Origin of the sequence: Nocardioides oceani, assembly GCF_030412965.1 — a bacterium.
Lineage (GTDB): Bacteria > Actinomycetota > Actinomycetes > Propionibacteriales > Nocardioidaceae > Nocardioides > Nocardioides oceani.
In genome coordinates this window covers 292583-316839 of record NZ_JAUHJQ010000004.1, presented here as the reverse complement: position 1 = coordinate 316839, position 24257 = coordinate 292583, and the positions used below count along the sequence as shown (strand labels likewise).

Annotated in this window: 33 protein-coding genes; 29 read left to right on the top strand and 4 right to left on the bottom strand. The window is 71.3% G+C overall.

The features are described from left to right. The first annotated feature begins 5 nt into the window (after positions 1-5). Positions 6-413 (top strand): SRPBCC family protein, encoded by a 408-nt coding sequence (locus QWY28_RS12845; protein ID WP_300952946.1) that lies wholly within the window; start codon positions 6-8, stop codon positions 411-413. On the opposite strand, the gene QWY28_RS12840 is transcribed toward QWY28_RS12845, so the two are convergent. Continuing rightward, positions 414-2564: a S8 family serine peptidase gene (locus QWY28_RS12840; RefSeq protein WP_300952945.1), complete on the bottom strand. Its 2151-nt coding sequence runs from the start codon at positions 2562-2564 to the stop codon at positions 414-416. 99 nt (positions 2565-2663) lie between these two features. On the opposite strand from QWY28_RS12840, the gene QWY28_RS12835 reads away from it, so the two are divergent. Next, on the top strand, positions 2664-3299 hold the full coding sequence (locus QWY28_RS12835) for an HAD family hydrolase (protein WP_300952944.1): 636 nt from the start codon (positions 2664-2666) through the stop codon (positions 3297-3299). Positions 3300-3402: 103 nt separating this feature from the next. Further along, entirely contained in the window at positions 3403-3798 is a 396-nt protein-coding gene (locus QWY28_RS12830) for a cold-shock protein (protein WP_300952943.1), read from the top strand. Positions 3799-3810: 12 nt separating this feature from the next. Here QWY28_RS12830 and QWY28_RS12825 read toward each other — a convergent pair whose 3' ends face one another. After that, positions 3811-5379, bottom strand: a complete 1569-nt coding sequence (locus tag QWY28_RS12825) for an MFS transporter (protein ID WP_300952942.1) — start codon at positions 5377-5379, stop codon at positions 3811-3813. Positions 5380-5432: 53 nt separating this feature from the next. Here QWY28_RS12825 and QWY28_RS12820 point away from each other — a divergent pair, with 53 nt between their 5' ends. After that, entirely contained in the window at positions 5433-6245 is an 813-nt protein-coding gene (locus QWY28_RS12820; protein ID WP_439117253.1) for a DUF3027 domain-containing protein, read from the top strand. Between the two features lie 9 nt (positions 6246-6254). On the opposite strand, the gene QWY28_RS12815 is transcribed toward QWY28_RS12820, so the two are convergent. Further along, a complete protein-coding gene (locus QWY28_RS12815) occupies positions 6255-6863 on the bottom strand; it encodes a class I SAM-dependent methyltransferase (protein ID WP_300952940.1) in 609 nt (202 codons plus the stop codon). Then, positions 6856-7149 carry a DUF2530 domain-containing protein gene (locus tag QWY28_RS12810; protein WP_300952939.1) on the bottom strand — a complete coding sequence of 98 codons (294 nt, stop codon included), beginning with the start codon at positions 7147-7149 and terminating at the stop codon, positions 6856-6858. Before QWY28_RS12810 ends, QWY28_RS12815 begins: the two co-directional genes overlap by 8 nt. Positions 7150-7197: 48 nt before the next feature. Between QWY28_RS12810 and QWY28_RS12805 the strand changes: the two genes are divergently transcribed. The 25 genes from QWY28_RS12805 to rplF all read left to right on the top strand — a co-directional run bounded on the left by QWY28_RS12805 (position 7198) and on the right by rplF (position 24257). Then, positions 7198-8634, top strand: a complete 1437-nt coding sequence (locus tag QWY28_RS12805) for an NCS2 family permease (RefSeq protein WP_300952938.1) — start codon at positions 7198-7200, stop codon at positions 8632-8634. A 108-nt stretch (positions 8635-8742) separates the two neighbouring features. Next, complete coding sequence (locus QWY28_RS12800) at positions 8743-9189, top strand: MarR family winged helix-turn-helix transcriptional regulator (protein ID WP_300952937.1); 447 nt, start codon at positions 8743-8745, stop codon at positions 9187-9189. Further along, complete coding sequence (locus QWY28_RS12795; RefSeq protein WP_300952936.1) at positions 9186-10490, top strand: MFS transporter; 1305 nt, start codon at positions 9186-9188, stop codon at positions 10488-10490. The genes QWY28_RS12800 and QWY28_RS12795 overlap by 4 nt, the downstream gene beginning before the upstream one ends. A gap of 192 nt (positions 10491-10682) precedes the next feature. After that, positions 10683-11057 (top strand): 30S ribosomal protein S12, encoded by a 375-nt coding sequence (gene rpsL / locus QWY28_RS12790; protein ID WP_011757353.1) that lies wholly within the window; start codon positions 10683-10685, stop codon positions 11055-11057. A 1-nt stretch (position 11058) separates the two neighbouring features. Continuing rightward, positions 11059-11529: a 30S ribosomal protein S7 gene (gene rpsG / locus QWY28_RS12785; RefSeq protein ID WP_300952935.1), complete on the top strand. Its 471-nt coding sequence runs from the start codon at positions 11059-11061 to the stop codon at positions 11527-11529. 75 nt (positions 11530-11604) lie between these two features. Beyond that, positions 11605-13716 (top strand): elongation factor G, encoded by a 2112-nt coding sequence (fusA, locus tag QWY28_RS12780; RefSeq protein ID WP_300952934.1) that lies wholly within the window; start codon positions 11605-11607, stop codon positions 13714-13716. A gap of 98 nt (positions 13717-13814) precedes the next feature. Continuing rightward, positions 13815-15008 (top strand): elongation factor Tu, encoded by a 1194-nt coding sequence (gene tuf / locus QWY28_RS12775; protein WP_300952933.1) that lies wholly within the window; start codon positions 13815-13817, stop codon positions 15006-15008. 114 nt (positions 15009-15122) lie between these two features. After that, entirely contained in the window at positions 15123-15845 is a 723-nt protein-coding gene (gene trmB / locus QWY28_RS12770; RefSeq protein ID WP_300952932.1) for a tRNA (guanosine(46)-N7)-methyltransferase TrmB, read from the top strand. 409 nt (positions 15846-16254) lie between these two features. Continuing rightward, positions 16255-16563, top strand: coding sequence for a 30S ribosomal protein S10 (gene rpsJ, locus QWY28_RS12765; protein WP_154615492.1), 309 nt, complete (start codon positions 16255-16257; stop codon positions 16561-16563). Positions 16564-16574: 11 nt separating this feature from the next. After that, positions 16575-17249 (top strand): 50S ribosomal protein L3, encoded by a 675-nt coding sequence (gene rplC, locus QWY28_RS12760; RefSeq protein ID WP_300952931.1) that lies wholly within the window; start codon positions 16575-16577, stop codon positions 17247-17249. Between the two features lie 2 nt (positions 17250-17251). Continuing rightward, entirely contained in the window at positions 17252-17923 is a 672-nt protein-coding gene (gene rplD / locus QWY28_RS12755; RefSeq protein ID WP_300952930.1) for a 50S ribosomal protein L4, read from the top strand. After that, positions 17920-18225, top strand: coding sequence for a 50S ribosomal protein L23 (gene rplW / locus QWY28_RS12750; RefSeq protein ID WP_171896989.1), 306 nt, complete (start codon positions 17920-17922; stop codon positions 18223-18225). Before rplD ends, rplW begins: the two co-directional genes overlap by 4 nt. Positions 18226-18256: 31 nt before the next feature. Next, positions 18257-19093 (top strand): 50S ribosomal protein L2, encoded by an 837-nt coding sequence (rplB, locus tag QWY28_RS12745; RefSeq protein WP_300952929.1) that lies wholly within the window; start codon positions 18257-18259, stop codon positions 19091-19093. 5 nt (positions 19094-19098) lie between these two features. Next, positions 19099-19380: a 30S ribosomal protein S19 gene (rpsS, locus tag QWY28_RS12740; RefSeq protein WP_154615500.1), complete on the top strand. Its 282-nt coding sequence runs from the start codon at positions 19099-19101 to the stop codon at positions 19378-19380. Continuing rightward, positions 19377-19817, top strand: a complete 441-nt coding sequence (gene rplV / locus QWY28_RS12735) for a 50S ribosomal protein L22 (RefSeq protein WP_300952928.1) — start codon at positions 19377-19379, stop codon at positions 19815-19817. Before rpsS ends, rplV begins: the two co-directional genes overlap by 4 nt. Then, a complete protein-coding gene (gene rpsC / locus QWY28_RS12730) occupies positions 19817-20656 on the top strand; it encodes a 30S ribosomal protein S3 (RefSeq protein ID WP_300952927.1) in 840 nt (279 codons plus the stop codon). Before rplV ends, rpsC begins: the two co-directional genes overlap by 1 nt. A 4-nt stretch (positions 20657-20660) precedes the next feature. Beyond that, positions 20661-21080 (top strand): 50S ribosomal protein L16, encoded by a 420-nt coding sequence (rplP, locus tag QWY28_RS12725; protein WP_137065147.1) that lies wholly within the window; start codon positions 20661-20663, stop codon positions 21078-21080. After that, positions 21080-21325 carry a 50S ribosomal protein L29 gene (gene rpmC, locus QWY28_RS12720; protein ID WP_154615509.1) on the top strand — a complete coding sequence of 82 codons (246 nt, stop codon included), beginning with the start codon at positions 21080-21082 and terminating at the stop codon, positions 21323-21325. The genes rplP and rpmC overlap by 1 nt, the downstream gene beginning before the upstream one ends. After that, positions 21322-21597 (top strand): 30S ribosomal protein S17, encoded by a 276-nt coding sequence (rpsQ, locus tag QWY28_RS12715; protein WP_186346415.1) that lies wholly within the window; start codon positions 21322-21324, stop codon positions 21595-21597. The genes rpmC and rpsQ overlap by 4 nt, the downstream gene beginning before the upstream one ends. Before the next feature lie 97 nt (positions 21598-21694). Next, complete coding sequence (gene rplN / locus QWY28_RS12710) at positions 21695-22063, top strand: 50S ribosomal protein L14 (protein WP_116570784.1); 369 nt, start codon at positions 21695-21697, stop codon at positions 22061-22063. A gap of 30 nt (positions 22064-22093) precedes the next feature. After that, complete coding sequence (gene rplX / locus QWY28_RS12705; protein WP_439117251.1) at positions 22094-22441, top strand: 50S ribosomal protein L24; 348 nt, start codon at positions 22094-22096, stop codon at positions 22439-22441. Further along, positions 22441-23013, top strand: a complete 573-nt coding sequence (rplE, locus tag QWY28_RS12700) for a 50S ribosomal protein L5 (RefSeq protein WP_300952925.1) — start codon at positions 22441-22443, stop codon at positions 23011-23013. The genes rplX and rplE overlap by 1 nt, the downstream gene beginning before the upstream one ends. Position 23014: 1 nt before the next feature. After that, positions 23015-23200 carry a type Z 30S ribosomal protein S14 gene (locus tag QWY28_RS12695; RefSeq protein WP_011757321.1) on the top strand — a complete coding sequence of 62 codons (186 nt, stop codon included), beginning with the start codon at positions 23015-23017 and terminating at the stop codon, positions 23198-23200. Positions 23201-23279: 79 nt separating this feature from the next. Continuing rightward, entirely contained in the window at positions 23280-23687 is a 408-nt protein-coding gene (gene rpsH / locus QWY28_RS12690; protein WP_179662553.1) for a 30S ribosomal protein S8, read from the top strand. Positions 23688-23717: 30 nt separating this feature from the next. Next, positions 23718-24257 (top strand): 50S ribosomal protein L6, encoded by a 540-nt coding sequence (gene rplF / locus QWY28_RS12685; protein ID WP_300952924.1) that lies wholly within the window; start codon positions 23718-23720, stop codon positions 24255-24257.

Below are 24257 nucleotides of genomic sequence, written 5' to 3'. Positions count from 1 at the left end.
TCGGCATGACGTTCGAGCACGAGGAGTCGGCCACGACGACCGCCCCGCCCGCCGCGGTGTGGGCGCTGTGGTCCGACGTCGGCAGCTGGCACGCGTGGGACCCGGCGGTCGAGGCGGTGGCGCTCGAGGGCCGGTTCGCCGAGGGCGCCGCGGGCACGATGACGCTGGCCGGCGGGATCGAGGTGCCGTTCACCCTCGAGGTGGTCGAGCCCGGTGCCCGCTACCTCGACCGGCTGACGATGGGGGAGCTGGTCATCGAGATCGACCACGTCGTGCGCGCCGACGGCGACGGCGCGGCGGTCACGGTGCGCACGACGATCAGCGGGCCGGGCGCCGCCGACATCGGCCCGATGGTCACGCGTGACGCCCCGGTGGCGCTGGAGCGCCTGGCCGCCCTGGCCGAGCGCGGCTGATCAGCGGCCGCTGACGACCACCGGGACGCGGGTGAGCGTGCCGGACCCGCCGAGCCACACGACGTGCCCCTCGTCGGGGCCGGCGCCGAGGACGGTGACGGTGTACGTCGCGCTCGCGCCCGGCCCGAGCCGGACCGCTGCGGGCCGGACCTGCACGCGGCGCCCGAAGCCGGTCACCCGCGAGGAGAAGTAGCGCGCGCGGCCGGTCACGTTCGTGATCGTGCGGGTGGCCCGCGTCTCGCCCCCGCGCAGGAGCACCGACGGGGTGTTGAGGTCCCCGCGCAGGTCGCCGTCCAGCCAGGCGCGGTAGTCCCCGGGCTCGACCAGGTGCACCAGGCCGGGCCGCACCGCCGCGCCGGGCCGGACCCGCCCGGCCCCGGCGCGCAGCACCGGCGCGTCGAGCCGGCCCGCGGTCGTGGCGAGGGCGGAGCGGACCGCCGCCGCGGACCACGAGGGGTGGCGCTGGCGGAGGAGCGCCGCGACGCCGGCGGTGTACGCCGTCGCGGCAGACGTCCCCGAGGACAGGTCCCACGGGGCCGGCCGGCCGGCGGCCGGGACGGCGCCGAGCAGCCCGCTCGCGGGCGCGACGACGTCCGGCTTGACCAGGTCGCCCGCGGGGTCGCCGGCGCTGGACCAGGGCAGGACCCGCTCGGCGGCGGGGGCCGTCCCGTCGGGGCGCAGGGCCACCGGCAGGCCCGGCCGCTCGTCGAGCCGGCGCCCGAGCAGCCGGGCGGCCCGCCGGTCGAGATGGACGGTCGGCACGTGGTGGAAGTCGGCGTCGGTCGACCCCGGCGCGACGTTCACCAGCACCATGCCGGCGCCGTCGGCGAGCTCGACGGCTCGGGACTTCTCCAACCGCGGGACGTGCCCGCCGCGTGCGCAGAGCACGATCCGCCCGGCCACGGCGCCCGCGTCCAGGCTGCCCGGCGCGCAGGCCCGGGCGCGCGCGGGCGAGGCGCTCGGCGCGGCCACCTCGGCGCCGCGGACGACGCGCGTCGGTCCGACCGGCCGGCCCGCCGAGCTGGCGCCGAGCAGGGTCGGGCCGCCCGCGAGGACGACCCGCCCGCGGCGCTGCGGCCCCGCCGCCCCGCCGACGGTCGTCACCCACGGCCCGGGGTGGGCGGCGTACGCCGTGCGCGCGTCGTTGCCGGCCGCGGCCACGACGACCACGTCGGCCTCGGCGGCGCCGAGCAGGGCCCGCTCGAGCGCGTCGTACCCCTCCCCGCCGGCCACGGCCAGCGAGAGCACGTCGACGCCGTCGGCGACCGCCTGGTCCACCGCCGCCACGAGGTCGGAGGTGGCGCAGCCGTCGTCGCTCGGGTCGGGTGCGGTCCAGCACGCCTTGTAGACGGCGAGCCGCGCCTGCGGGGCGACGCCGCTGTAGCGGCCGACGCGGCGCTCGCCCACGCGGACGGTGACGCCGCTGTTGCCGGCCGCGATGGAGGCCGACCGGGTCCCGTGGCCGTCGTCGTCGCGCGGGCTCAGCGACGCGCCCGCCCGCACGGCGTCCTCGCCGAAGCCGCGGACGAACCACCGGGCGCCGACGACCTTGCGCGTGCAACGCTCCGCGGGCCAGTCCTCGGCGGTGACGCAGGCGCCGCCGAACCCGTCCGGTGCCCGGCCGAGACGGGGCGCGCCGGAGAAGACCGGGCTCTCGGGCGCGAGGCCGGAGTCCACGACCCCGATGACCACGCCGGAGCCGGCTGGGCCACCGGTCCGGCGGCCACGGGGTGCCGCCGCCGCCCCGCGCGCGGGCACACCGGCGAGCGGACGGACCTCGTCGCGCTCGACGGCGACGACGTCGGGGTCCGCGCGGAGCGCCCCGACCTGCGCGGGGGTCAGCCGGGCGGCGAAGCCGTTGAGCGTCGTGGTCCAGCGGTAGGCCGTGGCCGGCGCGCCGACAGACTCCAGGAGGGCGTCCTGCTCGCGCAGCATCGCCACGCGCACGTAGGAGTCCGGCAGCGGGCCGCGATAGCCCGCAACGCCCGGTCCCGCCAGCGTCACGAGGTGGAGGCGGCCCCCGGCGTCCGGGGCGTCGGAGGCGTCGCCGCTGGCCGGGGAGCCGGTCGCCGCGAGGGCGGGGACCACCAGCACGGGCAGCGCCAGGGCAGCGGCGAGCACGCGGCGTACGCGCGTGGTGCTCGGCCTCACTGGTGCCCCTTCCGTCCCAGGAGTCGTCCATTGTGGCCCACGTCCCCCCGCCGCGGGCAGGGAACCGTGGGACGCCCGTCCGCCGACTACCCTCGCCGGGTGCCTGCCGACCGTCCCGCCGCCGCCCGCCTGGTGGTCGGCTTCGACCTCGACATGACCCTCATCGACACCGTCCCCGGGTTCGGATCGGTCCTCCGCGCGCTGGGCGCGGAGCTCGGCGTGGACTTCCCGGTCGAGGAGATGACCGCCCGGCTCGGACCGCCGCTGGACCTGCTGCTCGAGCCCTACCTGCCGGCGGAGGCGATCCCCGCCGCGGGCGACCGGTTCCGCGCGCTCTACCCCGACCACGCGATCGTGTCGGTCCCGCTGCTCGAGGGCGCCCGCGAGGCGCTGCACGCCGTACGCCGCCGCGGCGGCCGGACCATCGTGGTGACCGGCAAGTTCCCCGAGAACGCGCGTCTCCACCTCGACCACCTCGGCCTGGAGGTCGACCACCTCGAGGGCTGGGTGTGGGGCGTGGGCAAGGCCGACGTCATGCGCCGCGAGGGTGCCTCGATCTACGTCGGCGACCACGTCCACGACGTCGAGGGCGCGCTGGCCGCCGACGTGCTGAGCGTCTCGGTGCTCACCGGCGGCTGCACCCGCGAGGAGCTGCTCGACGCCGGCACGCACGTGGTCCTGGAGAGCCTCACGCAGTTCCCCGCCTGGCTCGACGGGCACCTCGCCGAGCGCTGATCCCACGCCCTCTCATACCGGTGGCCCGGGGCTTGGCGCCCCTCGTAGGCTGTGCCGTCGCCCGGCAGGTCGCCGGCGCGCAGCGAGCAGAAGAGGTCAGGCCGTGCCCACTGGCAAGGTGAAGTGGTTCGACGCGGGCAAGGGCTTCGGCTTCCTGTCCCAGGAGGACGGCCCGGACGTCTACGTCCACGCCGACGCCCTCCCGGAGGGAATCACCACGGTCAAGCCGGGCACGCGCGTGGAGTTCGGCATCGCCCAGGGCCGCCGCGGCGACCAGGCGCTGCAGGTCCGCATCCTCGACAAGCCGGCCTCGGTCTCCCGCAAGCAGCAGGCCGCCCGGCGCAAGCGGCCCGAGGAGATGGTCCCGATCGTGGAGGACCTGATCCGGCTCCTCGACGAGACGGGCGAGGCCTACCGCCACGGTCGGCACCCCGACGCGCGCACCGCCGCCCCGACCGCCAAGCTGCTGCGCGCCCTCGCCGACGAGCTGGAGCTCTGAGCCCCTCCCGGGTCAGGCCGGCCCGTCGCGCCGCAGCCGCGGCATCGGCTGGGTGTCCGGCAGGTCGTCGTACGGCGAGTCATCACCCCTGACCGTCGAGTCGTCACGTGTGGCGGTCGAGTCGGGGGAGAGGGGCGCGCCGTCCTCCGGCGGCCGGGCGGTGCCGGCGCGGGCGGCCGACCGGCGGCCGAGCAGGACGTACGCCGTCCAGCCGCCGAGCACCGCCACCGCGACGCCCAGGCCGAGCCGTGCGGGCTCGAGCGGCAGCGCGATGCCGATGAACCCGCCGACGACCCAGGCCAGCTGCAGCGTGGTGTCGCTGCGTGCGAAGGCGCTGGCCTGCACGCGGGAGGGGATGTCGCGCTGGATGGTCGAGTCGAGGCAGAACTTCGCCAGCGACTGCGCGAGACCGGCGGTGAGCCCGAGCACGGCCAGCCACAGCACGCCGTAGAACAGCGTCGCGAGCAGCACCGCGACCAGGTCGGCGACGAGCGCCAGCACCACCGTCACCGCGGGGTTGATCCGCCGCAGCATCGATGCCGCCGCGACACCGGCGGTGTTGCCGGCACCGGCCGCGCCCACGACGACCGCGATCATCACCTCCGCCGACAGCGAGGTGTCCGGCGGGTTCTCGCGCAGCAGGAACGCCATGAACATCAGCAGGAAGCCCGACAGGAACCGCGGCCCGCAGTTGGCGCGCAGCGCGAACGCCACGGCCGGCGGGATGCGCGTGCGGGTCCGCCGGCCCGGCTCGGCCTCGGTGGAGCCGGTGAGGATTAGGTCGCCCTCGCCGGCGCTGGAGTCGACCGCGGCCGGCAGCCGGATCGCGCAGACCGTCGCGAGCACGAACAGCAGGAACGCGTAGCGCAGGCTCCACTCCGGCCCGGCCAGCGAGGCCAGCCCCGCGATCGGGGCGGAGACCGCCGCGCCGACGATGCCGGACAGGCTGACCCGGCCGTTGGCCTTGACCAGCGTGAACCCCGCCGGGAGCAGCCGCGGCACCGCGGCGGCCCGGGTGACGCCGTAGGCCTTGGAGGAGACCAGCACGCCGAGTGCCGCCGCGAACAGCCACGGCGAGTCGCCGGTCACCGAGGTGGCCAGCGCCCAGCACAGGAACGCCCGCAGGGCCATCGTCGCGCCGATCGCCCACCGGCGCCCGTGGGCGAAGCGGTCGAGGAACGGTCCGATCAGCGGGGCCACCACCGCGAACGGCAGCATCGTGAGCCCGAGGAACAGCGCGACCTGGCCGCGCGCCTCGCCCGAGGGCACCTGGAAGAACAGCGACCCCGCCAGCGAGATCGCGACCGCGGCGTCGCCCGCGGTGTTGAAGAAGTGCATCTGGATGAGCCGGGCGAGGCCCGACTCGCCGGCCCCCTCGGCGTTCGCCGCGCGGGTGGCCTGCCGCCCGACGTACCGGCTCGCCCGCCCGGTCGCGCGGCCGGCCGCGGCCACTCCGCGGACCGTGGCGCGCGCGCCGGTGCCGAGACCGGCGCCCACACCGGCGCCGAGGTTGCGACCGCCGGGCCGTGCGTGCGGGTCCCCGTCCGGGGCCGGGTCGGGCTCGGGACGGTCGGACGTCATGGGCACATCCTGCCGTGCGCCCCGCTGGGGCCGGCGCCGACACCCGCCCCGAGATGGCGACGGGGCGGGGGATCAGTCACACTTCCGTCGTGACGACTCTCGTGCGCGCCAAGCCCGACTCCGCCGCCGTGGCGGCGGTCGACGTCGCCCGCGCCGCCCTCCTGGAGGAGGTCGGCGCCGCGGACGTCGGCGAGCACCTCGGCCACGTGGTCGAGGGCGAGCGGCTGGTCACCCACCTGTTCACCTGCGAGCGCGCGGGCTACCGCGGCTGGCGCTGGTCGGTGACGGTCACCCGGGCGTCCCGCCAGAAGCACGTCACCGTCGACGAGGTCGTCCTCATCCCCGGCGAGGGCGCGATCGTCGCGCCGCCGTGGGTGCCCTACCGCGAGCGCATCCAGCCCGGTGACCTCGGCCCCGGCGACCTCCTCCCCGTGGAGGAAGACGACCCGCGGCTCGTGCCCACCTACGCGTACGGCGACGACCCCCTCGACGCCGACGACCGCGCCCAGGTCCGCCAGGTGGCCCAGGAGCTCGGCCTCGGCCGGGTCCGCACGCTCTCTCCGGAGGGCCGCGACGCCGCCGCGCAGCGGTGGTACGACGGCGACCAGGGCCCGTCCTCCCCGCTGGCCCAGGCCGCGCCGGACTCGTGCACGACCTGCGGCTTCCTGCTCCGCATCAACGGCCCGCTCTCGGAGATGTTCGGCGTCTGCGCCAATGGCGACGCCAACGACGACGGCCGGGTCGTCTCCTTCGACCACGGCTGCGGTGCGCACTCCGAGGTGCGGCTGGCCAAGAAGCACGAGCCCCAGCCGCTGCCCGAGCCGGTCATCGACACCATCAACCCCGACGACCTCGAGCGCTTCTGAGCCTCGCGGTCAGCCGGCCGCCGAGAGCAGCCACACGGCGTACGCGTCGGTCGGTGGGTGCAGCTCGTAGCTGCCCGCCCGCAGGTCCACCCGGAGCCCGGCCGCCTCGGCGTCGACGATGAAGGCCTCGGGGGAGTAGCGCCGCGCGGCCGGCGGAGCGCCCCGCAGGTGGAAGCCGGCGAGCACCCGCCCGCCGGGCCGCAGCAGCGACCGCAGCCGCTCGAGGACCGGCCGCTCGGTGCCCTCGGCGAGGAAGACCAGCACGTTGCCGACGCACACCACGAGGTCGAAGGTGCCGACGTCGTCGGCCGACACGGCCAGGACGTCGGCCTCGAGCACCTCCAGGTCGGGATAGGTACGCCGCGACTGGGCCACGAGGTCGGGGTCGGGCTCGACGGCGACCACGTCGTGCCCGCGCGCGGCCAGAGCGGCGGCGACCCGGCCCATGCCGGAGCCGACGTCGAGCACGCGGGCGCCGCGGGGCAGCAGCGCGTCGGCCAGCCGGGCCTCCCCGTCGACGTCGGCGCCGGAGGCGACCAGGCGCGCGAAGTTCTCGGCGTACCCGCCGCGCGCCGGACCGGCCGCGGCCCAGCGGGTGGGCGGCGGCGCCTCAGCCATCCCGCTGCTCGTCGCGGGCGAGCCGTGCACGGCGCCGGCGGCGGCAGTACTCCAGGCCGAACAGGCCCAGCCCGAAGCCCGCCAGGCAGGTCCACAGCCACCAGGTGCGGCCCTCGTCGGCGAGCCGGCCGTAGAAGGGGAGCAGGGCGAGGAAGCCGACGAGCCACAGGGCCACGCCGACCTCGACCGTGCGGACGCCGTCGACGTCCAGCGGGGCGACGTCGGCGACGAGGAAGGTGCGCTTGCCGAACTCGTGCTGCGTCGGCTGGTCGTCGCGGAGCTCCACGCGAGACAACGTACTCGGGGCCCGCCGGTTCTGACATGCTGACCGCCCGTGAGCATCGACTCCTACTTCCGCATCAGCGAGCGCGGTTCGACGATCGGCCAGGAGGTCCGCGGCGGCGTCGTGACCTTCCTGACGATGGCCTACATCATCGTCCTGAACCCGCTCATCCTCGGCTACATCCCCGACTCCGAGGGGAACTTCCTCGCCGGCGGCGCCGGCGACGGCTCCAACCTCCCGGCGATCGCGGCCGGCACGGCCCTGGTGGCCGGCGTGCTGACCATCCTCATGGGCGCCGTCGCGAACTTCCCGCTGGCGCTCGCCGCCGGCCTCGGCCTCAACGCCTTCGTGGCGGTGGCGATCGCGACGCAGTCGACCTGGGCCGACGCGATGGGCCTGGTCGTCCTCGAGGGCCTCGTGATCCTCGTGCTGGTGCTCACCGGCTTCCGGCAGGCGGTCTTCCACGCCGTCCCGACCCAGCTCAAGGTCGCGATCAGCGTCGGCATCGGCCTGTTCATCGCCCTCATCGGCTTCGTCGACGCCGGCTTCGTCAGCCGCATCCCCGACGCCAGCAACAGCACCGTCCCGGTCCAGCTCGGCACCGGCGGGCAGCTCGAGGGCTGGCCGGTCCTCGTCTTCGTCGTCGGCCTGCTGCTCCTCGTCGCCCTGTGGGTACGCCGCGTGAAGGGCGCGATCCTCATCGCGATCGTCGCCGCGACCGTCCTGGCGTTCGTGCTGGACGCGATCCTCGACCTCGGCGGCCGGTCGGCCGAGAACCCCGGTGGCTGGTCGCTGACCGTGCCCCACTTCGACGGCATCGTCGACGTGCCCGACTTCGGCACCCTGGGGGAGTTCTCGCTCTTCGGCGCCTTCTCCTCGATCGGCGTGGTGGCCGCGATCCTGCTGGTCTTCTCGCTGCTGCTGGCCGACTTCTTCGACACGATGGGCACGATGACCGCCATCGGCGCCGAGGCCGGGCTCAACGACGCCGAGGGCGTCCCGCCGAACGCCGAGCGGATCCTGGTCGTCGACTCGGTCGCCGCGGCGGCCGGCGGCCTGGCCGGCGTCTCGTCGAACACCTCCTACATCGAGTCGGCCTCCGGCGTCGGCGAGGGCGCGCGCACCGGCCTGGCCTCGGTCGTCACCGGCGTGCTGTTCCTGCTGGCGACGTTCTTCACGCCGATCGTGCGGGTCATCCCGTCGGAGGCGGCCGTGCCGGCGCTCGTGCTGGTGGGCTTCTTGATGATGCAGCAGGTGACCGAGATCCGCTGGGCGGACCCGGAGATCGCGATCCCGGCGTTCCTCACCATCGTGCTGATGCCCTTCACCTACTCGATCACCGCGGGCATCGGCGCGGGGTTCCTGGCCTTCCTGCTCATCAAGCTCGTCGTGGGCAGGACCCGCGACATCCACCCGCTGATGGCGGTGGTCGGCCTGCTGTTCGTCATCTACTTCGCCATCGACCCGCTGACCGACTGGCTCACCTGAGCAGCCACACCGGCCGGCGCCGGGAGGCACGAGAGGCCCTCTCCCGTACCGGGGGAGGGCCTCTCGTCGGTGGAATAGTTAGCGTGAGTAATGAGTTAGGCTAACGACATGCCCACCGTGGAGAAGATCGCCCGCACCGACGCCGGCCTGGCGTCGGAGCTCCGCCTGTCGGTGATGCGCCTGCGCCGCCGGCTGGCGAGCGAGCGGCACCCCGACAACGAGCTGTCGATCGCCCACATGGGCGTCCTCGGCTGCCTGCACCGCACGGACGGCCTCACCCTCGGCGAGCTCGCCGCCGCCGAGCGGGTGCAGCCGCCGAGCATGACCCGCACGGTCAACGGCCTCGAGGAGCGCGGCTACGTCACGCGGCGCCCGCACGAGACCGACGGCCGCCAGGTCGTGGTGGAGCTGTCCGAGAAGGGCCGCGCCACCGTCCTCGCCGATCGCCGGCGCCGCGACGAGTGGTTGGCCCAGCGGCTGCGCGAGCTCACCCCCCACGAACGTGCGGTCCTGCGCCGGGCCGCCCCGATCCTGGAAAGACTGGCCAACGCTTGAGTCCCACCTTCCGCTCCCTCGCCAACCCCAACTACCGCCTCTACGCGACCGGCGCCGTCGTCTCGAACACCGGCACCTGGATGCAGCGCGTGGCCCAGGACTGGTTGGTGCTGCACCTGGCCACCAACGGCGGCACCGCCGTCGGCATCACGACCGGTCTGCAGTTCCTGCCCGCCCTGCTCCTCTCGCCCTTCGCCGGCGTCGTCGCCGACCGGTTCCCCAAGCGCCAGCTGCTCCAGGTCACCCAGGTGATGATGGCGGTGCCGGCCTTCGTCCTCGGCCTGCTCGCCGCGACCGGTGCCGCAGAGGTCTGGCACGTCTACGTGCTGGCCCTCGTCTTCGGCATCGGCACCGCGATGGACGCCCCGGCGCGCCAGTCCTTCGTGAGCGAGATCGTCACGCCCGACGACCTCACCAACGCCGTCGGGCTCAACTCCGCGTCCTTCAACGCCGCCCGCGTCGTCGGGCCGGCGCTCGCCGGCGTGCTCATCGGCGCGCTCGGCGGCGGGACGGAGGCGACCGGCTGGGTGATCATGGCCAACGCGGTCAGCTACCTCGCGCCGATCCTGGCCCTGCGTGGCATGGACCCGCGCCGGCTGACCCCGGCGCCCGTGCAGCGGCGCCACCCCGGCATGGTCCGCGAGGGGGTGCGGTACGTCGCCGGGCGGCCCGACCTGGTGCTGGTCCTCATCGTCGTCTTCGTCGTCGGCACCTTCGGCCTGAACTTCCAGATGACCTCCGCGTTGATGGCCACCGACGTGTTCGGCAGGGGAGCGACCGACTACGGCCTGCTGGGCACCTACATGGCGGTCGGCTCGCTCACCGGTGCCCTGCTCGCGGCCCGGCGCCCCGTCGTGCGGCTGCGGCTCGTGGTCGGCGCGGCGGTGCTCTTCGGCCTCGCGGAGATCGTCGCCGGGCTGCTGCCGACGTACGTCGCGTTCGCGGTGTGGATGCCCCTGCTCGGCCTGTCGGCGCTGACGATGATCACCGCCGCCAACACCCTGATGCAGGTCTCGACCGCGCCGGCGCTGCGGGGCCGGGTGATGGCGCTGTACCTGATGATCTTCATGGGCGGGACGCCGCTCGGTGCGCCGGTCGTCGGCTGGGTCGGCGAGACCTTCGGTGCCCGCTGGACCCTGGTCGGGGGAGGGGGGATCACCCTGCTGGGCGTGGGGCTCGCGGTGCTGTGGTACGCGGCCCGCTCCGGAGGCCTCTCGCGCGTTTTGACCCCCGTAGGGGCGGCGGGTAACCTCGGTCCTCGTGTCTGGGACAACCAGGCCGTTGCGCGTGCTCGGAAGTAGTCGGCGGGAACGGACCGTCGGACTCCGGTGCGCATGCTCCCGCCACCGCCTCGGTGGTGGCGTGTGCCGGGCGACACGCCCGACCTCGGGGGCGAGCAGCGCCGGTTGGTAGCACCACCCGGCACACCAGCAGGACATCGTGCGCAGCACCGTGCCGCGTACTGAGAGCCGACAAAGAAGGGGAACCACCCGGTGCCCACCATTCAGCAGCTGGTCCGCAAGGGCCGCCAGGACAAGGTGTCGAAGAACAAGACGCCTGCCCTGAAGGGCTCGCCGCAGCGCCGAGGCGTCTGCACGCGCGTCTACACGACCACCCCGAAGAAGCCGAACTCCGCCCTCCGCAAGGTCGCCCGCGTGCGCCTGTCCAGCGGCGTCGAGGTCACGGCGTACATCCCGGGCGTGGGTCACAACCTGCAGGAGCACTCGATCGTGCTCGTGCGCGGCGGCCGGGTGAAGGACCTCCCCGGTGTCCGCTACAAGATCATCCGCGGCACGCTCGACACCCAGGGCGTGAAGAACCGCAAGCAGGCCCGCAGCCGTTACGGCGCGAAGAAGGAGAAGAGCTGACATGCCGCGCAAGGGTCCGGCCCCGAAGCGGCCGATCGACGTCGACCCGGTCTACGGGTCGCAGCTGGTCTCCCAGCTCGTCTCCAAGGTGCTGCAGGACGGCAAGAAGCAGGTCGCGCAGCGCATCGTCTACTCGGCGCTCGAGGGCTGCCGCGAGAAGACCGGCACCGACCCCGTCGTGACGCTCAAGCGCGCGATGGACAACGTCAAGCCGGCCATCGAGGTCAAGTCCCGCCGTGTCGGTGGCGCGACCTACCAGGTCCCGATCGAGGTCAAGGGCACGCGCGGCACCACGCTCGCGCTGCGCTGGCTCGTCGGCTACGCGCAGGACCGTCGCGAGAAGACGATGTCCGAGCGCCTGATGAACGAGATCCTCGACGCCTCCAACGGCCTCGGTGCCGCGGTGAAGAAGCGTGAGGACACCCACAAGATGGCCGAGTCGAACAAGGCCTTCGCGCACTACCGCTGGTGACCTCGGGCGGGGGCGGCGCAGGTCGCCCCCGCTCCACCCGCAACCACCCACTTCTTTCAAGGGACGCTGACTAACGTGGCAGTCGACATCACGACGGACCTGAACAAGGTCCGCAACATCGGCATCATGGCGCACATCGACGCCGGCAAGACCACCACCACCGAGCGCATCCTGTTCTACACCGGCATCACCTACAAGATCGGTGAGGTCCACGAGGGCGCTGCCACGATGGACTGGATGGAGCAGGAGCAGGAGCGCGGCATCACCATCACGTCCGCCGCGACGACCTGCTGGTGGAAGAACCACCAGATCAACATCATCGACACCCCCGGCCACGTGGACTTCACCGCCGAGGTCGAGCGCTCGCTGCGCGTCCTCGACGGCGCCGTCGCGGTGTTCGACGGTGTCGCCGGTGTCGAGCCGCAGACGATGACCGTGTGGCGTCAGGCGAACAAGTACTCCGTCCCGCGCATGTGCTTCGTCAACAAGCTCGACCGCACCGGTGCGGACTTCTTCCGCTGCGTCGACATGATGGTCGAGCGCCTGAACTCCACCCCGCTGGTCCTGCAGCTCCCCATCGGTGCCGAGAGCGACTTCCTCGGCGTCGTCGACCTGGTCGGCATGCGTGCCCTGACCTGGCGCGGCGAGACCAAGATGGGTGAGGACTACTCGGTCGAGGAGATCCCCGCGGAGATGGCCGACCTGGCCGCCGAGTACCGCGAGAAGTTCCTCGAGACCCTCTCCGAGGCCGACGACGCCGTCATGGAGAAGTACCTCGAGGGCGAGGAGCTCTCCGTCGAGGAGCTCGAGGCCGCGATCCGCCGCGCGACCCTGGCCGACAAGGTCAACCCGGTCCTGTGCGGCACCGCGTTCAAGAACAAGGGCGTGCAGCCCCTGCTCGACGCCGTCGTGAAGTACCTGCCCTCGCCGCTCGACATCGAGGCGATCATCGGCCACTCGCCCAAGGACGAGGCGGTCGAGATCGCGCGGAAGCCCTCCGACGACGAGCCGTTCTCCGGCCTCGCCTACAAGATCGCCTCCGACCCGCACCTGGGCAAGCTGATCTACGTCCGCGTCTACTCGGGCAAGCTCGAGGCCGGTTCGACCGTGGTGAACTCGGTCAACGGCAAGAAGGAGCGGATCGGCAAGGTCTACCAGATGCACGCGAACAAGCGTGAGGAGATCGCGTCGGTCGGCGCCGGGCAGATCGTCGCCGTCATGGGTCTGAAGGACACCAAGACCGGGCACACCCTCTGCGACCCGCAGAACCAGGTCGTGCTCGAGTCGATGACCTTCCCGGCCCCGGTGATCGAGGTCGCGATCGAGCCCAAGACCAAGTCCGACCAGGAGAAGCTCGGGCTCGCGATCCAGCGCCTCTCCGACGAGGACCCGACCTTCACGGTCAAGACCGACGAGGAGACCGGCCAGACGATCATCGCCGGCATGGGCGAGCTCCACCTGGAGATCCTCGTCGACCGGATGAAGCGCGAGTTCCGCGTCGAGGCGACCGTCGGCAAGCCGCAGGTCGCCTACCGCGAGACCCTCCGCAAGGACGTCGCGAACCACAGCTACACCCACAAGAAGCAGACCGGTGGTTCGGGTCAGTTCGCGAAGGTCGTCGTCTCCCTCGGCCCGAACATCGACCCCGAGACCGGCACCGGTGCGGGTTACGAGTTCGTGAACAACGTGTCCGGTGGACGCGTGCCGAAGGAGTACATCCCCTCGGTCGACCAGGGTGGCCAGGAGGCCATGGAGTTCGGCATCCTCGCCGGCTTCCCCATGGTCGACGTGAAGTTCTCGCTCGAGGACGGCGCCTACCACGACGTCGACTCCTCCGAGCTGGCCTTCAAGATCGCCGGCAACCAGGCCTTCAAGGAGGCCGCCCGCATGGCGAAGCCGGTCCTGCTCGAGCCGATGTTCGCCGTGGAGGTGACCACGCCGGAGAACTTCCTCGGCACGGTCATCGGCGACATCAACAGCCGACGGGGCCAGATCCGAGCGCAGGAGGAGCGTCACGGCGACATCGTCGTCAACGCCCTCGTGCCGCTCTCCGAGATGTTCGGGTACGTTGGCGACCTGAGGTCCAAGACCTCTGGCCAGGCGTCGTACTCGATGGAGTTCGACTCGTACGCCGAGGTTCCCACGAACATCGCCGACGAGATCATCAAGAAGGTCCGCGGCGAGTGATCCTCGCCGGTCCCCGGGCGACATCGTCCGGGGGCCGGACCCTCGGCACCACCCAGCTAGTACGAGTCAGGTAACAACCACACCAGGAGGAGCCCACCGTGGCTAAGGCGAAGTTCGAGCGGACCAAGCCGCACGTCAACATCGGCACGATCGGTCACATCGACCACGGCAAGACCACGCTGACCGCGGCGATCACCAAGGTCCTGCACGACAAGCACCCGGACCTGAACGCCGCCTCGGCGTTCGAGGACATCGACAAGGCTCCCGAGGAGCGTCAGCGCGGCATCACGATCTCGATCGCGCACGTCGAGTACCAGACCGAGTCGCGTCACTACGCGCACGTCGACTGCCCGGGTCACGCCGACTACATCAAGAACATGATCACCGGCGCGGCCCAGATGGACGGCGCGATCCTCGTGGTCGCCGCCACCGACGGCCCGATGCCGCAGACCCGCGAGCACGTGCTGCTCGCGCGCCAGGTCGGCGTCCCCGCCCTGGTGGTCGCGCTCAACAAGTGCGACATGGTCGACGACGAGGAGCTCATCGAGCTCGTCGAGATGGAGGTGCGCGAGCTCCTCAGCGAGTACGAGTTCCCGGGCGACGACATCCCGGTCGTGCGCGTCGCGGCGTTCCCGGCTCTCCAGGGCGACGCCAAGTGGGGCGACTCGATCGCCGAGCTCATGCAGGCGGTCGACGACTACATCCCGACCCCCGAGCGTGAGACCGACAAGCCGTTCCTCATGCCCGTCGAGGACGTCTTCACGATCACCGGTCGTGGCACCGTCATCACCGGTCGCATCGAGCGCGGCATCGTCAAGGTGAACGAGGAGGTCGAGATCGTCGGCATCCGCGAGGGCTCGATGAAGTCCACGGTCACCGGCGTCGAGATGTTCCGCAAGCTGCTCGACGAGGGCCAGGCCGGTGAGAACGTCGGTCTGCTCCTCCGTGGCACCAAGCGCGAGGACGTCGAGCGCGGCATGGTCGTCATCAAGCCGGGCACCACGACCCCGCACACCAACTTCGAGGCCTCGGTCTACATCCTCTCGAAGGAGGAGGGCGGCCGCCACACGCCGTTCTTCAACAACTACCGCCCGCAGTTCTACTTCCGCACGACGGACGTGACCGGCGTCGTGACCCTTCCCGAGGGCACCGAGATGGTCATGCCGGGTGACAACACCGAGATGTCGGTCGAGCTCATCCAGCCCATCGCGATGGACGAGGGCCTGCGGTTCGCGATCCGTGAGGGTGGCCGCACCGTCGGCGCCGGCCGGGTCACCAAGATCACCAAGTGATCCCCGCGGTCGCTGACCGCACCTGACACACCAGATCGGCCCCGGACCCTGTGGTCCGGGGCCGATCTGCTTTCCCGACAGCCCTCCCCGCCCAGCCCCGCCCCGGAAGGAACCATGGAGCGCCCCGTCACCCCCGCCCGCCCGCACCACAAGCTGACCGAGGACGGTCGGCGGATGCGCGAGGTGCTCAGCTACTCCCGCCGGGGAAGCCGGTTCACCCCCCGGCAGGCCGAGGCGTGGGCGGCGCACCAGGAGCGGTGGGTGATCCCCGACGAGGCGGTCGACCGCCCCGGCTTCTCCCTCGAGCGGTGGTTCGGCCGCCGCGCCCCGCTGGTCGTCGAGATCGGGTCGGGCGTCGGTGAGGCGACCGCCGCGCTGGCGGCCGCCCGACCGGCTCACGACGTGCTCGCCTTCGAGGTCTGGCGCCCCGGCGTGGCCGACACGCTCTGGAAGCTCGCCGACGCCGGCGCCGACAACGTCCGGCTCTGCGGGGTCGACGCGGTCTGGTCGATGGAGCACCTGCTGGGGGAGGGGAGCGTCGAGGAGCTGTGGACGTTCTTCCCCGACCCGTGGCGCAAGGCGCGCCACCACAAGCGTCGCCTGGTGTCGGCCGACTTCGCGCGGCTGGCCGCCAGCCGGCTGCGGCCCGGAGCGATCTGGCGCCTGGCCACCGACTGGGCCGACTACGCCGAGCAGATGATCGAGGTGCTCGGCGCGGAGCCGTCGCTCGAGGGCGGCGTCGTCGAGCGGTGGGCCGACCGCCCGGTCACCCGCTTCGAGCGCAAGGGCGTCGAGGCGGGGCGGACGATCACCGACCTGTGCTACCGGCGGACCTGACCGGCGTGTCGTACGCCGTCGGAGTGCGGCACCGGGTAGTGCCCGGGCGATTTGGTCCCGTCCCCGATCTCTGCCAAGATGGTCCGGTTGCTCCGGCGGGTCGCCGGGGTGCGGCACATCTTGACTTCTGAATCGCGTCTCCTCATCCCCGGTCCGCCGGGTCGGAACGAGCTTCGGTGGTCGGCTGTGCGCCGCACCGGACCAGGAGACCCGATCAGCCCGACGAACCGTCGGGTGCCAGCACCGAAACCCAGCAGGATCCCGGTCCTGTGTCACGTCCAGAGGTCGCGACACGCCCGACCGCGGGGGCCGGGGTCGAGGATGGTGGGGCCAGGGCGGGACCGACCCAAACCGGGGGACGTCCCGGGACATGCACGCGGCAGATGAGAAGTAAGGACGAGAGAGACCTATGGCGGGACAGAAGATCCGCATCAGGCTCAAGGCCTATGACCACGAGGTGATCGACACCTCGGCGCGGAAGATCGTTGACACGGTGACCCGCACGGGCGCCCGCGTGGCCGGCCCGGTGCCGCTGCCGACGGAGAAGAACGTCTTCGTCGTCATCCGCTCGCCGCACAAGTACAAGGACTCCCGCGAGCACTTCGAGATGCGCACGCACAAGCGCCTCATCGACATCATCGACCCCACGCCGAAGACCGTCGACTCGCTCATGCGCCTCGACCTCCCGGCCGGCGTCGACATCGAGATCAAGCTCTGAGGTCTGACGAGATGACTATCGAACGCAACGTGAAGGGCCTGCTGGGCACCAAGCTCGGCATGACCCAGCTCTGGGACGAGAACAACCGCGTCGTCCCCGTCACCGTGGTCGCTGCCGCGACCAACGTCGTGACCCAGGTCCGCACCCCCGAGACCGACGGCTACAACGCCGTCCAGGTCGGCTTCGGCGAGATCGAGGGCCGCAAGGTCACCAAGCCGCAGGCCGGGCACTTCGCCAAGGCCGGCACGACTCCCCGCCGCCACCTGCTCGAGATCCGCACGGCCGACGCCACGTCGTACACCGTGGGCCAGGAGCTCTCCGTCGACACCTTCGCCGCCGGCGAGGAGATCGACGTGACGGGCACGAGCAAGGGCAAGGGCTTCGCCGGCACGATGAAGCGTCACGGCTTCTCCGGTGTCTCCGCCTCGCACGGTGCCCACCGCAACCACCGCAAGCCCGGCTCGATCGGCGCCTGCGCCACGCCGGGCCACGTGTTCAAGGGCACCCGGATGTCGGGCCGCATGGGTAACGACACCGTCACCACCCAGGGCGTCACCATCCACGCCGTCGACGTCGAGAAGGGCCTGATCCTCCTCAAGGGCGCCGTCCCCGGCCCGAAGGGTGGCCTCGTGGTCCTCCGCTCGGCCGCCAAGAACTCTGCTCTCTCTACTGGCAAGGAGGCCTGAGCATGGCCGCCAAGACCGTCAAGGTCGACCTTCCTGCCGAGATCTTCGACGTTGCCGTCAACGTCCCGCTGATCCACCAGGTCGTCGTCGCCCAGCAGGCCGCTGCCCGCCAGGGCACGCACGCCACCAAGACCCGCGGCGAGGTCCGCGGTGGTGGCCGCAAGCCCTACAAGCAGAAGGGCACCGGCCGCGCCCGTCAGGGCTCGACCCGCGCTCCGCAGTTCGCCGGCGGTGGCACCGTCCACGGCCCGCAGCCGCGCAGCTACGACCAGCGCACCCCCAAGAAGATGAAGGCCGCCGCCCTGCGCGGTGCCCTCTCCGACCGGGCACGCAACGACCGCATCCACGTCGTCGAGGGCATCGTCGAGGGCGCCAAGCCCTCCACCAAGGCCGCCCTCGCCGCGCTGACCGGCCTGAGCACGCGCCGCCGCTTCCTCGTGGTCCTCGAGCGCGCCGACACCCTCACCTGGCTGTCGCTGCGCAACGTCCCCGAGGTGCACATCGTCGCCGTCGACCAGCTCAACACCTACGACGTGCTGGCCGCCGACGACGTGGTCTTCACCCAGGGCGCGTACGACGCGTTCGTCACCGGTGCCGCCCGCGCCTCCGAGCGCAAGGCCACCATCGTCGAGGCCCCGGCCGCCGACGCGCAGAACGAGGAGGTCTCCCAGTGAGCACCCTGCACAAGGACCACCGCGACATCCTGCTCGCGCCGGTCGTCTCGGAGAAGAGCTACGGGCTCCTCGACGCGAACAAGTACACGTTCCTGGTGCGCCCCGACGCCAACAAGACCGAGATCAAGATCGCGGTCGAGAAGGTCTTCGGCGTCAAGGTCACCTCCGTGAACACGATCAACCGCCCCGGCAAGACGCGCCGCACCCGCACGGGCACCGGCAAGCGCAAGGACACCAAGCGCGCGATCGTCAGCCTCGCCGAGGGCCACCGCATCGACATCTTCGGAGGTCCGGTCTCCTGACCGGGCACCCAGGACTAGAGGACTGAGCTAAATGGCTATCCGCAAGTACAAGCCGACCACCCCGGGCCGTCGTGGCTCGTCGGTCGCCGACTTCGTCGAGATCACCCGGACGACGCCGGAGAAGTCGCTGACGCGCCCGCTGCCCAAGAAGGGCGGCCGCAACAACCAGGGCCGGATCACCACCCGGCACCAGGGCGGCGGTCACAAGCGTGCCTACCGCGTCATCGACTTCCGTCGCTACGACAAGGACGGCGTCCCGGCCAAGGTCGCTCACATCGAGTACGACCCCAACCGCACCGCGCGCATCGCGCTGCTCCACTACGCCGACGGCGAGAAGCGCTACATCATCGCGCCGAAGGGCCTGACGCAGGGCACCGCGGTCGAGTCCGGCCCGAACGCCGACATCAAGCCCGGCAACAACCTGCCGCTGCGCAACATCCCGGTCGGCTCGACGATCCACTGCGTCGAGCTCCGGCCCGGCGGCGGTGCCAAGATCGCCCGCTCCGCCGGCAACAGCGCCCAGCTGGTCGCCCGTGAGGGCAGCCGCGCCACGCTGCGCATGCCGTCGGGCGAGATGCGCTTCGTCGACGTGCGCTGCCGCGCCACGGTCGGCGAGGTCGGCAACGCCGAGCAGTCGAACATCAACTGGGGCAAGGCCGGCCGCATGCGCTGGAAGGGCAAGCGCCCGACCGTCCGCGGTGTCGTCATGAACCCGGTCGACCACCCGCACGGTGGTGGCGAGGGCAAGACCTCGGGTGGTCGTCACCCGGTGTCCCCCTGGGGCAAGCCGGAGGGCCGCACGCGCAAGCGCAAGGCGTCCGACTCCCAGATCATTCGTCGCCGCAAGTCCGGCAAGGGTAGGAAGTAACTGACATGCCTCGCAGCCTGAAGAAGGGCCCCTTCGTCGACGACCACCTGATGAAGAAGGTGGACGCCGAGAACGACAAGGGCACCCACAACGTCATCAAGACCTGGTCGCGCCGCTCGATGATCGTCCCGGCGATGATCGGCCACACGATCGCCGTCCACGACGGCCGCAAGCACGTGCCGGTCTTCGTGACCGACTCGATGGTCGGCCACAAGCTCGGCGAGTTCGCCCCGACCCGCACGTACCGCGGGCACGTCAAGGAAGACCGGAAGGGACGCCGTCGATGAGTGTCACCGAACGTCAGCGCACGAGCGCGCGCCGCGAGTCGCTCCTCGGCGACCAGCCGGGCGCGTTCGCCAGCGCCCGCTTCACGCGGATCACGCCGATGAAGGCGCGTCGTGTCGTGGACATGGTCCGCGGCATGGGCGTCGATGAGGCGCTCGCCCTGCTCCAGTTCGCGCCCCAGGCCGCCTCCGAGACCGTCTACAAGGTCCTCGAGAGCGCCGTCGCGAACGCCGAGACCACCGAGGGCCTCGAGCGGGCCGACCTGGTCGTCTCGGTCGCGCAGGTCGACGAGGGTCCGACGATGAAGCGGTGGCGCCCCCGCGCCCAGGGTCGTGCGACGCGCATCAACAAGCGCACGAGCCACATCACGCTGGTCGTCCAGCCGGCTGCCGTGGTCGCGGCGAAGAAGACCGCCCGGAAGAACGGAAAGAGTGCCTGATGGGCCAGAAGATCAACCCGAACGGCTTCCGCCTCGGCATCTCCACCGACCACAAGTCGCGCTGGTACGCCGACAAGCTGTACAAGTCCTACGTCGGCGAGGACGTCGCGATCCGCAAGCTGCTCTCCAAGGGCATGGAGCGGGCCGGCATCTCCAAGGTCGAGATCGAGCGCACCCGTGACCGGGTCCGCGTCGACATCCACACCGCGCGTCCGGGCATCGTCATCGGTCGCCGTGGCGCCGAGGCCGACCGCATCCGCGGCGAGCTGGAGAAGCTCACCGGCAAGCAGGTGCAGCTGAACATCCTCGAGGTCAAGAGCCCCGAGGTCGACGCGCAGCTGGTCGCCCAGGGCGTCGCCGAGCAGCTCTCGGGCCGTGTGCAGTTCCGCCGCGCGATGCGCAAGGCGATGCAGACGACCATGCGCTCGGGTGCCAAGGGCATCCGGATCCAGTGCTCGGGCCGCCTCAACGGCGCCGAGATGTCGCGGACCGAGTTCTACCGCGAGGGTCGCGTCCCGCTGCACACCCTGCGCGCGGACATCGACTACGGCTTCTACGAGGCCCGCACGACCTTCGGCCGCATCGGCGTCAAGGTCTGGATCTACAAGGGCGAGGTCTCCGGCAGCCGTGCCGAGCGCCAGGCCCAGGCCGCTGCCCGCGCCGGTGTCCCCGGCCGCGGCGGCCGTCCGTCCCGTGGCGGCGAGCGCCCGAGCCGTGGCTCGCGCGGTGACCGTCCTACCCGTGCCGACCGTGGCGGCGACGCCCCGGCCGTGACCGAGGCGCCGGCCGGCGGCGACACCGCCCAGGCCACGACCCCGGCCGAGACCCAGGAGGGCTGACCTCATGCTGATGCCCCGTCGTGTCAAGCACCGCAAGCAGCACCACCCCAAGCGGACCGGTGTCGCGAAGGGTGGCACGAAGCTCGCCTTCGGCGACTTCGGCATCCAGGCGGTCGAGGGTCACTACGTGACCAACCGCCAGATCGAGTCGGCGCGTATCGCGATGACCCGTCACATCAAGCGTGGCGGCAAGGTGTGGATCAACATCTACCCGGACCGTCCGCTGACCAAGAAGCCGGCCGAGACCCGCATGGGTTCCGGCAAGGGCTCCCCCGAGTGGTGGGTGGCGAACGTCAAGCCCGGCCGCGTCATGTTCGAACTCTCCGGTGTCTCCGAGGACGTCGCCCGCGAGGCCATGCGCCGCGCGATGCACAAGCTCCCGATGAAGTGCCGGTTCATCTCGCGAGAGGCGGGTGAATTCTGATGGCCAACAGCACCAAGGCCCACGAGCTCGACGAGCTCAACGACGTCGACCTCGAGGCGAAGCTGCGCGAGGCCAAGGAGGAGCTGTTCAACCTCCGGTTCCAGGCGGCCACCGGCCAGCTGGAGAGCCACGGCCGGCTCCGCACGGTCAAGAAGGACATCGCCCGGATCTACACCGTGGTGCGCGAGCGCGAGCTCGGCATCCGCACGGCGCCCGGGACCGACAACGAGGATGGTGCCGCATGAGCGAGCAGACCCCGACCGTGGAGCGCAGCTCCCGCAAGGTCCGCGAGGGCCTGGTCGTCAGCGACAAGATGGACAAGACGGTCGTCGTGTCCGTCGAGGACCGTGTCAAGCACGCGCTGTACGGCAAGGTCATGCGCCGCACGAGCAAGCTCAAGGCGCACGACGAGGCCAACGAGTGCGGCATCGGTGACCGCGTCCTCCTCATGGAGACCCGCCCGCTGTCGGCGACCAAGCGCTGGCGCGTCGTCCAGATCCTCGAGAAGGCCAAGTAGCACCCTCCCCGCCCACCGGCGGGAGGTCCACGACAAGTTCGGCCAGGCTCGGCGACCGTGAGTCGCCGAGAACCGGCACGACAACCAGGAGAAACTGATGATCCAGCAGGAGTCGCGACTCAAGGTCGCCGACAACACCGGTGCGAAGGAGATCCTCTGCATCCGTGTTCTCGGCGGCTCGGGTCGGCGCTACGCCGGTATCGGCGACGTCATCGTCGCCACCGTGAAGGACGCGATCCCCGGTGGCAACGTCAAGAAGGGTGACGTCGTCAAGGCCGTCGTCGTGCGCACCGTCAAGGAGCGCCGCCGCGCCGACGGCTCGTACATCCGCTTCGACGAGAACGCCGCGGTGATCCTCAAGAACGACGGCGAGCCGCGAGGCACCCGCATCTTCGGCCCCGTGGGCCGTGAGCTGCGCGAGAAGAAGTTCATGAAGATCATCTCGCTCGCGCCGGAGGTGCTCTGAGCCATGGCACAGCGTAGGAATTCGAAGGCGATGAACATCAAGAAGGGCGACACCGTCAAGGTGATCGCCGGCAAGGACAAGGGTGCCGAGGGCAAGGTCATCCAGGTGCTCCGCGAGGAGGACCGGGTGATCGTCGAGGGCGTCAACCGGATCAAGCGGCACACCAAGGCCGTGAACCAGGGTGGCACCAGCACCACCGGCGGGATCATCACCGCCGAGGCCCCCATCCACGTCTCCAACGTGATGCTCGTCGAGGGCGACGGCGTGACCCGCGTCGGCTTCCGCCGCGACCAGGTCACCAAGCGCCGCCCGGACGGCTCGACGTACGAGGCTGAGCGCAGCGTCCGCATCTCGCGCAAGACCGGCAAGGAAATCTGATGACCGAGACCCAGACCTCCGCCGCGGCCACCCCGCGGCTGAAGACGCGGTACCGCGAGGAGATCCTCCCGGCGCTGCAGAGCGAGTTCGAGATCGGCAACGTCATGCAGGTCCCCGGTCTGGTGAAGATCGTGGTCAACATGGGCGTCGGCGAGGCTGCTCGCGACTCCAAGCTGATCGAGGGCGCCGTCCGCGACCTGACCGCGATCACCGGTCAGAAGCCCCTGGTCACCAAGGCCCGCAAGTCGATCGCGCAGTTCAAGCTGCGCGAGGGCATGCCGATCGGTGCGCACACCACGCTGCGCGGCGACCGGATGTGGGAGTTCCTCGACCGCCTGCTGTCGATCGCGCTGCCGCGCATCCGCGACTTCCGCGGTCTGTCGCCCCAGCAGTTCGACGGTCGTGGCAACTACACCTTCGGTCTCACCGAGCAGGTCATGTTCCACGAGATCGACCAGGACCGGATCGACCGGTCGCGTGGCATGGACATCACGATCGTGACCACGGCCACCAACGACGACCAGGGTCGGGCCCTGCTCAAGCAGCTCGGCTTCCCGTTCAAGGAGAACTGACATGGCGAAGACCGCTCTCAAGGTCAAGGCCGCCCGCAAGCCGAAGTTCGCGGTGCGCGGCTACACCCGCTGCCAGCGCTGCGGCCGCCCGAAGGCCGTCTACCGCAAGTTCGGCCTGTGCCGGATCTGCCTGCGCGAGATGGCGCACCGTGGCGAGCTGCCCGGCGTGACCAAGTCCTCCTGGTAATCAACCCTCTACAACGATCGCTGCAGGTCGCGCCTGAGATGCAGGCGCGAAACCACGGTGGAGAAAGGGCCTCACGGCCATGACGATGACTGACCCGATCGCAGACATGCTCACTCGTCTGCGCAACGCCAACCAGGCGTACCACGACGCGGTGTCCATGCCGTACAGCAAGCTCAAGCAGGGCGTCGCGGAGATCCTCAAGCAGGAGGGTTACATCACCTCCTTCGAGGTGAAGGAGCCGGCCGAGGGCGAGGTCGGCAAGACGCTGACCATCACCCTGAAGTACGGCCGCAACCGCGAGCGCTCCATCGCGGGCGTCCGCCGCATCAGCAAGCCCGGTCTCCGGGTCTACGCCAAGCACACGGGTCTCCCGAAGGTGCTCGGCGGCCTGGGTGTCGCGATCATCTCGACCAGCCAGGGCCTGCTGACCGACCGCCAGGCCAACCAGAAGGGCGTGGGTGGGGAAGTCCTCGCCTACGTCTGGTGACGACGAGAACTGCGAAGGAGTACTAGAAGCATGTCGCGTATTGGCAAGCTCCCCGTCGCGGTCCCGTCCGGCGTCGACGTGGCGATCGACGGCCCGCTGGTGACGGTCAAGGGCCCCAAGGGCACCCTGTCCCACACCGTGGCCGCCCCGATCACCGTCGAGCAGGGCGAGGGCGTCCTCGACGTCAAGCGCCCGGACGACGAGCGCATCAGCAAGTCCCTGCACGGCCTGACCCGCACGCTGGTCAACAACATGGTCGTCGGGGTCACCGAGGGCTACGAGAAGAAGCTCGAGATCGTGGGCGTCGGCTACCGCGTCCTGTCCAAGGGCCCGACCCAGCTGGAGTTCCAGCTCGGGTACTCCCACTCGATCGTGTTCGACGCCCCCGAGGGCATCACGTTCACCGTCGAGAACCCGACCCGGCTCGGCGTCCAGGGGATCGACAAGCAGCTCGTCGGCGAGACCGCCGCGAAGATCCGCAAGCTGCGCAAGCCCGAGCCGTACAAGGGCAAGGGCGTCCGTTACGCCGGCGAGCAGATCCGCCGCAAGGTCGGAAAGGCTGGTAAGTGA

What these genes read in the sequence shown, in the direction of transcription:
- QWY28_RS12845 (WP_300952946.1), top strand. Translation starts at nt 6, where the DNA reads ATGACGTTCGAGCACGAGGAGTCGGCCACGACGACCGCCCCGCCCGCC.
- QWY28_RS12825 (WP_300952942.1), bottom strand. Translation starts at nt 5,379, where the DNA reads ATGACGTCCGACCGTCCCGAGCCCGACCCGGCCCCGGACGGGGACCCG.
- QWY28_RS12820 (WP_439117253.1), top strand. Translation starts at nt 5,433, where the DNA reads ATGGCGACGGGGCGGGGGATCAGTCACACTTCCGTCGTGACGACTCTC.
- QWY28_RS12815 (WP_300952940.1), bottom strand. Translation starts at nt 6,863, where the DNA reads ATGGCTGAGGCGCCGCCGCCCACCCGCTGGGCCGCGGCCGGTCCGGCG.
- QWY28_RS12800 (WP_300952937.1), top strand. Translation starts at nt 8,743, where the DNA reads ATGCCCACCGTGGAGAAGATCGCCCGCACCGACGCCGGCCTGGCGTCG.
- rpsG (WP_300952935.1), top strand. Translation starts at nt 11,059, where the DNA reads ATGCCGCGCAAGGGTCCGGCCCCGAAGCGGCCGATCGACGTCGACCCG.
- trmB (WP_300952932.1), top strand. Translation starts at nt 15,123, where the DNA reads ATGGAGCGCCCCGTCACCCCCGCCCGCCCGCACCACAAGCTGACCGAG.
- rpsJ (WP_154615492.1), top strand. Translation starts at nt 16,255, where the DNA reads ATGGCGGGACAGAAGATCCGCATCAGGCTCAAGGCCTATGACCACGAG.
- rplC (WP_300952931.1), top strand. Translation starts at nt 16,575, where the DNA reads ATGACTATCGAACGCAACGTGAAGGGCCTGCTGGGCACCAAGCTCGGC.
- rplD (WP_300952930.1), top strand. Translation starts at nt 17,252, where the DNA reads ATGGCCGCCAAGACCGTCAAGGTCGACCTTCCTGCCGAGATCTTCGAC.
- rplB (WP_300952929.1), top strand. Translation starts at nt 18,257, where the DNA reads ATGGCTATCCGCAAGTACAAGCCGACCACCCCGGGCCGTCGTGGCTCG.
- rpsS (WP_154615500.1), top strand. Translation starts at nt 19,099, where the DNA reads ATGCCTCGCAGCCTGAAGAAGGGCCCCTTCGTCGACGACCACCTGATG.
- rplV (WP_300952928.1), top strand. Translation starts at nt 19,377, where the DNA reads ATGAGTGTCACCGAACGTCAGCGCACGAGCGCGCGCCGCGAGTCGCTC.
- rpsC (WP_300952927.1), top strand. Translation starts at nt 19,817, where the DNA reads ATGGGCCAGAAGATCAACCCGAACGGCTTCCGCCTCGGCATCTCCACC.
- rplP (WP_137065147.1), top strand. Translation starts at nt 20,661, where the DNA reads ATGCTGATGCCCCGTCGTGTCAAGCACCGCAAGCAGCACCACCCCAAG.
- rpmC (WP_154615509.1), top strand. Translation starts at nt 21,080, where the DNA reads ATGGCCAACAGCACCAAGGCCCACGAGCTCGACGAGCTCAACGACGTC.
- rpsQ (WP_186346415.1), top strand. Translation starts at nt 21,322, where the DNA reads ATGAGCGAGCAGACCCCGACCGTGGAGCGCAGCTCCCGCAAGGTCCGC.
- rplN (WP_116570784.1), top strand. Translation starts at nt 21,695, where the DNA reads ATGATCCAGCAGGAGTCGCGACTCAAGGTCGCCGACAACACCGGTGCG.
- rplX (WP_439117251.1), top strand. Translation starts at nt 22,094, where the DNA reads ATGAACATCAAGAAGGGCGACACCGTCAAGGTGATCGCCGGCAAGGAC.
- rplE (WP_300952925.1), top strand. Translation starts at nt 22,441, where the DNA reads ATGACCGAGACCCAGACCTCCGCCGCGGCCACCCCGCGGCTGAAGACG.
- QWY28_RS12695 (WP_011757321.1), top strand. Translation starts at nt 23,015, where the DNA reads ATGGCGAAGACCGCTCTCAAGGTCAAGGCCGCCCGCAAGCCGAAGTTC.
- rpsH (WP_179662553.1), top strand. Translation starts at nt 23,280, where the DNA reads ATGACGATGACTGACCCGATCGCAGACATGCTCACTCGTCTGCGCAAC.
- rplF (WP_300952924.1), top strand. Translation starts at nt 23,718, where the DNA reads ATGTCGCGTATTGGCAAGCTCCCCGTCGCGGTCCCGTCCGGCGTCGAC.